Below are 8,651 nucleotides of genomic sequence, written 5' to 3'. Positions count from 1 at the left end.
AGAGATATAGCAATAACAAGCAAGTATGAAGATAGATGGAAGAAGATGCAAAAAAACTTTTATGATGTAACTATGATAAATTCTGAGCACTCACCAGAACTCTCACTAGAGGGAAATTTTGATTTTTCTGATGTAAATTTGAGTGTTCAAGGCGTTATTGATCTTTATAAAAAAACTCAAAGATTTGATAGTGGTTTTATAAACTTTGAAAGATGTTATACATTAGATGATGGGGCAATGTTACGTCTATCTATGGGAAGTTTTGATAAGCCAGAGCATCTTTATGTGATTGTAAAGAAAAATGAGGCTTACTACTATCCAAAAACTCCGCTTAGATCAAAAAGCAATCTGATAGCACATAAACTTTTAAATGAGGTACTCTGTGGATAAAGTAATAATAGCCAAAGATTTATCTTTAGCATATTCTAACAACGAAACTATTATAAACAAGGCAAATTTTTCTATAAGTTCTGCTGATTTTGTATTTATCACAGGTGCTAGTGGTAGCGGAAAATCTACACTTTTAAAGTCCTTATTTGGAGCGTTAAAGTTAAAACAAGGTTCTTTAGTAGTTGGCGGTGTTGAGTTAAATAATATCTCTCGCTCAAAACTAAATTTTTTAAGAAGACACGTAGGTATAGTTTTTCAAGACTATAAACTTGTAAAAGAGTGGAGCATCGATAAAAATATAATGCTTCCTCTTTTGATAAATGGATATGTAAAGAGTGTTGCTCAAAATCAAGTTGATAAACTTTTAAAACATGTAAGACTTAATCATCAAACAGGGAAATATCCACTAGAGCTTAGTGGTGGTGAGCAGCAAAGAGTAGCAATGGCAAGAGCACTTGCACACAACCCTATATTAATCCTAGCAGATGAGCCAACTGGTAACCTTGATGAGTACTCTTCTCAGCTTATATGGAACCTTTTAGAAGGCGCGAATGAACAGCTCAAAACCACCGTAATTGTGGTTACTCACAATATACCAAAAACTCTAAAGGTGAATTATAAACATTTTCATATTGAGTATGGGAGTGTTCATGAAATCTGTTAAAAACCATCTATCCTTAGTAATAGCTCTTTTGAGCATACTTTTTTCTATGCAGGTTTACTTTATTGTTGAACGTGCTATTGACGCTTATAAAATTACTCTCTCAAAGAATTACTCAGTTATTGCTGTAAGTAAAAAAGAGTTGAGTTCTGATGAGTTTAAAAAAATCAATAAGATAATCTCAAACGCACAAGAGATATCACCAGACTCTGTTATAAAAAGATTAACTAGTGACTTAAAGAGTACAAATATAGAGCTCTTAAAGCTCACTCTTCCAAAATTTTATAAACTCTCTCTAGAGTACTATCCTTCTCCAACAGAGGTAAAGAGGCTAAGAGATGACCTACTTAGAAATAGCTCTATAACCAAGGTAGAAGACTTTTCTCATAATCATGACACAGTATATAAGTTGCTTCTTTTATTTAAAAAAGTTGTCTCTATCTTCTCTGTATTTGTTTTGATAGTAACTGTGCTACTTATATTTAAAGAACTTAGAATTTGGCAGTATAAACATAATGAGAGGATGAGCATAATGGGGCTTTTTGGTGCTGCCTTGTGGTTACGCTCAGCTGTTTTGTTTAGACTCTCAATTGTAGATGCACTGATAGCGAGTGTTATATCAATCGGAGTTTTTGCATATCTATCCTCATATCCATGGATAATAGAGCAGTTTAGAAGTATTGGAATTGATGTTGTGATTTTTAACCCAGTAGATGATTCATTAATCATTGTTGGAGTTTCTATGTCTATCTCAATTATTTTGGCATCACTAATCGTTCTGGGTCACAAAGAAGAGGCATGATAAGGTTATTTTTACTATTTCTCATTGTCTTTATATCTGTAGAAGCAAAAGTTAATATTGATTCTAAAATAGAAAAAACAAGCTCTCAAATCGGTACTTATGCAAAAACGCAAGAAGCAGTAAGTAAGAAGATGGACGAGACTGCACAGGCAATCATTAAGCATGAAAAAGAGATAAAAGCTCAAGAAGAGACACTTAAGAGACTAAAAGAGGAACTTTTAGAAAAAGAGAGTAGTTATGGCTCAAACGTAAAAGAGATTAAAGAGTTAAAAACATCACAAAATTCTTTAAAACAAAATGGAGACGCTCTAGAAGAGGAGTTAGTTTTTACAATAGCACAAAGCGTTACTTTATCTATTGTCTTAGAAGAGGAGTATAGCGCTACTCAAGACTCGTTGATAGAGTACGAAGTTTTGGAAAATATGTTGCGTAGTGCAAAAGCAAAAATAAAAGAGTTAAATGAAAAGTTTTATGAAAACTCTAAAAATATAGATATATTAAACAGACATGTAAGCTCTTTAGAGTCTGCTATTGCTTCAATTGACTCAAAAAAAAGAGAAGTTGAGAAGACTCAAATGGCAAATATTGACTCACTTAAAAAACTAAAAATCGCTAGAGATTCATATAAAAAAGAGTTAAAAGATATTTTAAATAAACAAGATTCTCTTAAAAAGACACTTGCGCAACTTAACATTATAAAGATAGATGATCAAAGAAAAGCTCAAGAAGAAGCTGAGAGAAAAGAAGCTTTTAGTGAGAGACCAACTCTCTCAAGTAGCAGTGATTTGCCTAAGGTAAAAAATGTAGGGAGTAGTTATCAAGCTCCTAAAACTAAGCTTTATGTTGGAGAAAAAACTATCCCACCATTTGAGCCATATAAAATTACAAAAAAATATGGAAACTATACAGACCCAATCTATGGAATTAAAGTTTTTAATGAATCTATATCTCTAAAGCCAGCACAAAATAATGAAAAAGTAAAAACCGTCTTTAATGGAAAGGTAATATATGCTGATAAAACACCTGTTTTAAACAATATTGTTATTATTGAGCATGATAATGGCATTCATACTATTTATGCCAACCTTTCTCAAATAGCGCCAGATATCGAAAAAGGGAAGAAAGTAAAAAAAGGTTACACGATAGGTAGAGTGAATGATGAGCTGATATTTGAGGTAACACAAAAGTCATTTCATATAAATCCTATTAGCTTGTTTAGATGAGTTTTAACACTTTTTAATTCTTTGTTAATTTTGATATAATTTCAAAAAATTTTAGGTAGAAAATTATGAACTTTATTCAAACTCGCGGATGTGACACAACTAAAGCAGAGAGTGTAACATTCTCAGAAGCTATTTTAAACCCAATCGCCTCTTTTGGTGGTCTTTATGTACCTGAGAATCTCCCTTCTTTAGGAGAGGCATTTTTAAATAAACATCTAAACTCTTCATATAAAGAGTTGGCTTCAGATATGCTAAGTCGTTTTGAGATAGATATCGATAAAAGTGTAATAGATGAAGCACTAAACCTTTATGATAAATTTGATAACCCAAAAAACCCTGTTCCAGTAGTAAAAGTAAAAGAGAATCTTTATGTAAGTGAGCTGTATCATGGCCCAACTCGTGCATTTAAAGATATGGCTCTACAACCTTTTGGTGTTGTACTCTCATCAATTGCACAAAAAAGGGACGAACACTATCTTATCTTAGCTGCAACAAGTGGCGACACTGGCCCAGCTGCACTAGAGACTTTTAAAAACAGAGCAAATGTACAAGTTGCATGTCTCTATCCAGATGGCGGAACAAGCGATGTTCAAAGACTTCAAATGGTTACAGAGGATGCAAAAAATCTAAAAGTAATCGGAATAAATGGCGTTTTTGATGATGCTCAAAATGCACTAAAGAGACTTCTTGCTTCAGATGATTTCAAGTCAGCTTTAAAGAAAAAAAACATTCTTCTCTCTGCTGCAAACTCTGTTAATTTTGGGCGTATAATTTTTCAAATCATTTATCATATTCATAGTTACTTAGAGCTTGTTCGCCAAGGTGCTATTGTTATGGGTGAGAAGGTTTATCTAAACGTTCCAAGTGGAAACTTTGGAAATGCACTAGGAGCTTATTATGCTTGGAAGATGGGACTAAATGTTTCTAAAATTATAATTTCTTCAAATGAAAATAATGTTCTTACAAAGCTTATAAAAACAGGAAAATATGACTTAAGAGACTTACATGTAGTAAGTACAACTTCTCCGGCTATGGATATACTAAAATCTTCAAATGTTGAGAGAATACTCTTTGACATGTTTGGACATGAGAGAACAAAAGAGCTAATGCAAGATTTAGAGTCTAAAAACTTTTATGAGTTAAGCGCAGATGAGCTTGCAAAACTTCAAGAGAGTTTTGATGCTGATTTTTGTAATGGGGATGAGGGTAAGAGATATATCAAAGATACTTTTTACAACCATGGTTACTTGATGGACCCACATACTGCTACATGTATGAAATCTTATGAGACATGCTCAGATCCAAAGATAAAAACAATAGCTTACTCAACTGCTGAGTGGACAAAGTTTTCTCCAGTAATTGCAAATGCACTCACAGGTGAGATAGACGCAAAGGATATTTTAGCTCTTGAATCTATATCTAAAGAGGCAAAATTAGAGATTCCAGCTATGGTAAAAGCACTATTTAACAAACCAATCGTGCAAAGTACTATTATAGAAAAAGAGGATATAGAAAAAGAGATTTTAAAGTTTTTATAAAACTTTTTTCTCTTTAACTATTTAGATAATTCAACAGCTTTTTTATAAGCGCTCTCAATAGCATTCATACAAGAGGCTCTTACGTTCCCATCTTCTAACGCGCTATAACCAGCAGCCGTTGTCCCTCCAGGGCTCATAACAGCATCTTTTAGTAGTGCAGGGTGAATATCTTGAATAAGTGCGCCAAAGCCCTCAAATAGGCCACGCACAGTTACCATTGCATCATCTCTTCTCATTCCTTGTTTTACCGCTCCATCTGCTAATGCTTCAGCTATAAGTGTGAGATAAGCAGGACCGCTTCCAGCAAGTGCGGTAGCTATGTCAAGCTCTTTCTCACTTCCTAGCCAAAGAGTAGTTCCTATTGCTCCAAGAAGTTCTTTTGCTTCTTCTTTAAATTCTTCATCTCCAGTGAGCGTTGTCATTGATTTGCCAACACTTGCAGCTAGGTTTGGCATAGCGCGAACAATAGCATGTGGATGTAGATTTTGTCTTAGTTTTTGAAGTGAAGTTCCCGCTAAAACAGAGTAGATAACTCTAGCCTTTCCCCTAATTCTAGTTGCTACTTCATCAACGTTTGCAGGTTTTACACAAAAAATTACAGTTTTATCTTCAACATTAAAGCCATCCATAAGAGCTTTTTCTATATCAACCCCAAGCTCTTTTTCAAATTTTTCCATTTTCTCTAAATTTCTTCCAACAACTTCGATTTTGTAACTGTTTTTTAATCCTTTTGCAATGCTTAGAGCCATGTTTCCATTACCAATAAAAGTTATAGTTTTCATAAAAATGCCTTAATTTTTTTATGGTAGTATAACATTTTACAACCTATTTTTGGTACTTTACGCACCAACTGTACCGTTTTTGTACCGCTTTTCTAAAAATTCTAAACTCATTTTTTCTTTTCTAGGCATGAAATGAGTATACACTTTGAGCGTCATATCAAGGTTTTCATGACCTAATATATTCGATACCCACAAAGGCTCAATCCTATTATTTAGCATAATACTTGCAAACGTATGTCTAGTATGATGTAAACTTCTAGCATCAAGTCCGAGCTTCTTTAACACCTTCTGATAATTCTGATAAAAATAAGAATTATTAGAATAATAGTTATTATATTTTGTCAAAAACAGATAACTATTTTGTATCCCAGTTTCTAGCTGTTGCGCTTTAAAGAACTCTTTTGCTTTTGTAAGCATTTCGATATCACGCATACTAGATTTAGTTTTAGGCGAATTTATATGACCTTCTGCAATAGTTTTATTGATTGAAATTGTGTCTGTCACAAAATCAATATCTTCCCATTTTAAAGCCAAAACTTCACCGCTTCTCATTCCAGTAAAAAACGAGATACCAAGAAAGTTTTTTAACACACCAGTAGTGTTTTTCAAAATCAAATCAATCTCATCAAGAGTAAAAGGTTTTGTTTTTTTCTTAGCTGTATTTAGTTTAGGCATATCTACCATCTTGATTGGATTTAATGTAATCCATTCACTTAGAATAGCAATACTAAAAACTTCTTTTAAAAGAACTCTTGCAAGTTGCAATACACCTTTACCAAACCCTAGACCTATCAAATGGTCGTGGAACTTCTTGATATCAATCGGCTTGACTTGATTCACTAAAGTATCTTTAAAGTATGGCCTAACTCTCAATCTAGAAATTACTTCATAAGTTCGCATAGTCTTAAATTTCAACACTGCTAATTTACTACTCATAACCTCGTCAAGTAGTTGATTAACTGTTGGAATATTATCTATGTGCGCTATTCCTAACTCTTCATCAAGACGACCATCTTTAAACTTACCAATAATAATATTCTTATTGATATTTGTATATTTAAGCTTAGATGATTTAAAGTTACCATCTATACCGAAATATAAAATGCCGTTACGATTTTTAAATCGTAATTTCTTCATAAGCTATTCCTTTATAAAGTTCATCTCTAAACTTAAAAATAGCCTCTTCTATAAACACGGGTATTCTACCATTTTTTCTATAGAAGTGATATCCGTCCTTTAGTAGACCTCTCTCAATGTAATTATTAATAGTTCTCTCAGACTTACCTAGAAATTTTGCAACTTCTTTTTTAGTGGTAATAGGAGGCGCATATTTAGCCATTCTCTCAGCCATTAGTTCAACTTGCTTCAAGAGTCTTGGAATCAATTCCAAATTATTAAAAGCTTCAAAATTCATTTTTGGCTCCTTAAAATGGTATCTTCACAAGATTACGTCTTATGAGTTCATTATGTACTTCATTGTAAGTATGTAGTAGCTCATCATATTGTGCATCATTAGGCATCACACCTCTCATATTTTGAGAGAGTCTCTCTTCAAAGTTTATAAGCCCATCATCTGAGTAGGCTTTTAAATCATCTTTGAATGTTTTAAATTTAGATGTATCTTCACTCTTATGCTCAACTTGATTTTCACTTTGAAGTCTTTTACAGCTATCTCTTAAAGCAAACTCTTCTTGAGCACTTTGTAAAAGTTCATAAAAGTACAGCAGTGTTGGAGAGTTATCATGAAGAAGCAATCTTGATATCTGTCTCTTGATAGGCTTACGAGCATCTTCTAGTGAGTATCTATAAGATATCTTCTCTATCTTATCCATAGGAGTAGTTATCTGCATAAACTCATCATTGTTATAACTCTTTGAGATATATTCCCAGATAGGTAAGATATCTGCTCTTTTTCTGTTTGTTGAGTTTATTTGTGCCTCTGTAAGAGTTGATATATCAAGCACTTTTACTAAATCGCATCCAAGTTCAAACAAACTCTTAGAACGGCTAATAGCATCCTCTAAAGTATCAATTCCATACTCTTTTAAAAACTCTCTATGAAACTCAAACTCAACATTGAAGATGGGTTTTTGAGTATCTAATCCATTTACTCCAAAGTAGTTAAACATCAACTCTCTTTTTATCTCTGATGCGCCCTCTAGCTCTTTTAGTTTATTATAGACTCTAAGCAAAAATGGTTTTTTACCTACATAGTAAGTCTCTAACTCATAACCAGTTGAACGCTCCGCTATATTTGCAGAGTGGTTTTTCTTCTTAGAGAGTATCATCTCCTTTTTAAGATAGTTGAAGTTATGTTGTATAAACATATTTACATCTATTCTAGTTATTGGAAAGTAGTTTGTACTAAGGAGGGAGTCTTTTAAAAACTGAGTGTTGATATATTTTACAAGTGACTCTATACCAAGAGTATATATCCCAATAGCATTTAACTGTACTCTGATATTATGAATGTTTACAGACTTCTCTGAATCTTTAAATCCTACTCTAAAGAACTCATGGTTAAACCATAAGAAGCCATCTCTACCCATACCGCTGTATTTTATATCTATATCGTTTTTAGTTATTATTATGTCATTATCATTATAAGCGTAGTTAAGAGCACTAAACTCTGCTTTTTTATCTTCTATCTGCTCTATGATATCTTCATAATATTTGTCATATCCACCACCACTTTGAGCGAAATAATATAGTGCATCTATACCGCTTATTTGAGGTGTGTTTTTTATACTTATTTTTTTCATCTTTAAATCCTCTCTAGCTCCTATGAGCTAATATTTTTAAGAACATTTATATATATTCTTTATGACTTACGTCAGGGGGTGTTACTAGAACCCCCTCTAACGATTAAGCCTTGATGCAAAGTCAGATACTTTCTCCATATAAATATGGAGCCTCTTTCTAGCCTTAGCATCAAAGCGACAATAGGTTTTAAGTGTGGGTGATTGGTAAAAGCCTACATATCTATCTCTAGTGAGTGGACTCACAAGCAGATAGATATTACAGCTAGTTACAGCTCCGACTTTTAAAGAGTTTGAGCGTTATGGTTAGATTCCAAAGAATGTGATGTTCTGAGCGAAGTATCCAACATCTAGTTCAATAGTTTTACCTATTGAGTCTTTGTGCTTGTTATAGACTTTCATCTTTAACGGTTATATCAAGAAGCTCTTGCTTTATAGTTCCATTTTTCATTGATTTTTTTATCATCAATTGGAATTTGTTACGAGACGGAGTCTC

General features: G+C 33.1%; 8 protein-coding genes and 1 pseudogene. 5 read left to right on the top strand and 4 right to left on the bottom strand.

Annotated features, from left to right (window positions below):
• From PHI38_RS07540 to thrC, 5 genes and pseudogenes are all read left to right on the top strand, one after another.
• A pseudogene (locus tag PHI38_RS07540) lies at positions 1 to 390 on the top strand (tRNA (guanosine(46)-N7)-methyltransferase TrmB); the annotation flags it as partial.
• On the top strand, positions 383 to 1,054 hold the full coding sequence (locus PHI38_RS07535) for a cell division ATP-binding protein FtsE (protein ID WP_299854583.1): 672 nt from the start codon (positions 383 to 385) through the stop codon (positions 1,052 to 1,054). The pseudogene PHI38_RS07540 and the gene PHI38_RS07535, both read left to right, overlap by 8 nt.
• Positions 1,041 to 1,853 (top strand): cell division protein FtsX, encoded by an 813-nt coding sequence (locus PHI38_RS07530; protein ID WP_299854581.1) that lies wholly within the window; start codon positions 1,041 to 1,043, stop codon positions 1,851 to 1,853. The genes PHI38_RS07535 and PHI38_RS07530 overlap by 14 nt, the downstream gene beginning before the upstream one ends.
• Positions 1,850 to 3,076, top strand: coding sequence for a peptidoglycan DD-metalloendopeptidase family protein (locus PHI38_RS07525; RefSeq protein ID WP_299854578.1), 1,227 nt, complete (start codon positions 1,850 to 1,852; stop codon positions 3,074 to 3,076). Before PHI38_RS07530 ends, PHI38_RS07525 begins: the two co-directional genes overlap by 4 nt.
• Before the next feature lie 65 nt (positions 3,077 to 3,141).
• The gene (gene thrC, locus PHI38_RS07520; RefSeq protein ID WP_299854575.1) at positions 3,142 to 4,614 is read left to right on the top strand and encodes a threonine synthase; all 1,473 of its coding nucleotides are present in this window, start codon (positions 3,142 to 3,144) and stop codon (positions 4,612 to 4,614) included.
• A 17-nt stretch (positions 4,615 to 4,631) separates the two neighbouring features.
• Here thrC and PHI38_RS07515 read toward each other — a convergent pair whose 3' ends face one another.
• From PHI38_RS07515 to PHI38_RS07500, 4 genes are read right to left on the bottom strand one after another with little or no spacing between them, the layout of a single operon-like run.
• Positions 4,632 to 5,396, bottom strand: coding sequence for a pyrroline-5-carboxylate reductase (locus PHI38_RS07515; protein WP_299854573.1), 765 nt, complete (start codon positions 5,394 to 5,396; stop codon positions 4,632 to 4,634).
• A gap of 57 nt (positions 5,397 to 5,453) precedes the next feature.
• The gene (locus PHI38_RS07510; RefSeq protein WP_299854570.1) at positions 5,454 to 6,533 is read right to left on the bottom strand and encodes a site-specific integrase; all 1,080 of its coding nucleotides are present in this window, start codon (positions 6,531 to 6,533) and stop codon (positions 5,454 to 5,456) included.
• On the bottom strand, positions 6,514 to 6,810 hold the full coding sequence (locus PHI38_RS07505; protein ID WP_299854568.1) for a hypothetical protein: 297 nt from the start codon (positions 6,808 to 6,810) through the stop codon (positions 6,514 to 6,516). The genes PHI38_RS07510 and PHI38_RS07505 overlap by 20 nt, the downstream gene beginning before the upstream one ends.
• 10 nt (positions 6,811 to 6,820) lie before the next feature.
• Complete coding sequence (locus PHI38_RS07500) at positions 6,821 to 8,158, bottom strand: hypothetical protein (RefSeq protein ID WP_299854566.1); 1,338 nt, start codon at positions 8,156 to 8,158, stop codon at positions 6,821 to 6,823.
• Positions 8,159 to 8,651: the final 493 nt, after the last annotated feature.

Origin of the sequence: Sulfurimonas sp. (assembly GCF_028694895.1) — a bacterium.
Taxonomy (GTDB): Bacteria; Campylobacterota; Campylobacteria; order Campylobacterales; family Sulfurimonadaceae; genus Sulfurimonas.
This window is presented reverse-complemented; position numbering and strand designations above follow the sequence as displayed.

What these genes read in the sequence shown, in the direction of transcription:
- PHI38_RS07530 (WP_299854581.1), top strand. Translation starts at nt 1,041, where the DNA reads ATGAAATCTGTTAAAAACCATCTATCCTTAGTAATAGCTCTTTTGAGC.
- PHI38_RS07525 (WP_299854578.1), top strand. Translation starts at nt 1,850, where the DNA reads ATGATAAGGTTATTTTTACTATTTCTCATTGTCTTTATATCTGTAGAA.
- thrC (WP_299854575.1), top strand. Translation starts at nt 3,142, where the DNA reads ATGAACTTTATTCAAACTCGCGGATGTGACACAACTAAAGCAGAGAGT.
- PHI38_RS07515 (WP_299854573.1), bottom strand. Translation starts at nt 5,396, where the DNA reads ATGAAAACTATAACTTTTATTGGTAATGGAAACATGGCTCTAAGCATT.
- PHI38_RS07510 (WP_299854570.1), bottom strand. Translation starts at nt 6,533, where the DNA reads ATGAAGAAATTACGATTTAAAAATCGTAACGGCATTTTATATTTCGGT.
- PHI38_RS07505 (WP_299854568.1), bottom strand. Translation starts at nt 6,810, where the DNA reads ATGAATTTTGAAGCTTTTAATAATTTGGAATTGATTCCAAGACTCTTG.
- PHI38_RS07500 (WP_299854566.1), bottom strand. Translation starts at nt 8,158, where the DNA reads ATGAAAAAAATAAGTATAAAAAACACACCTCAAATAAGCGGTATAGAT.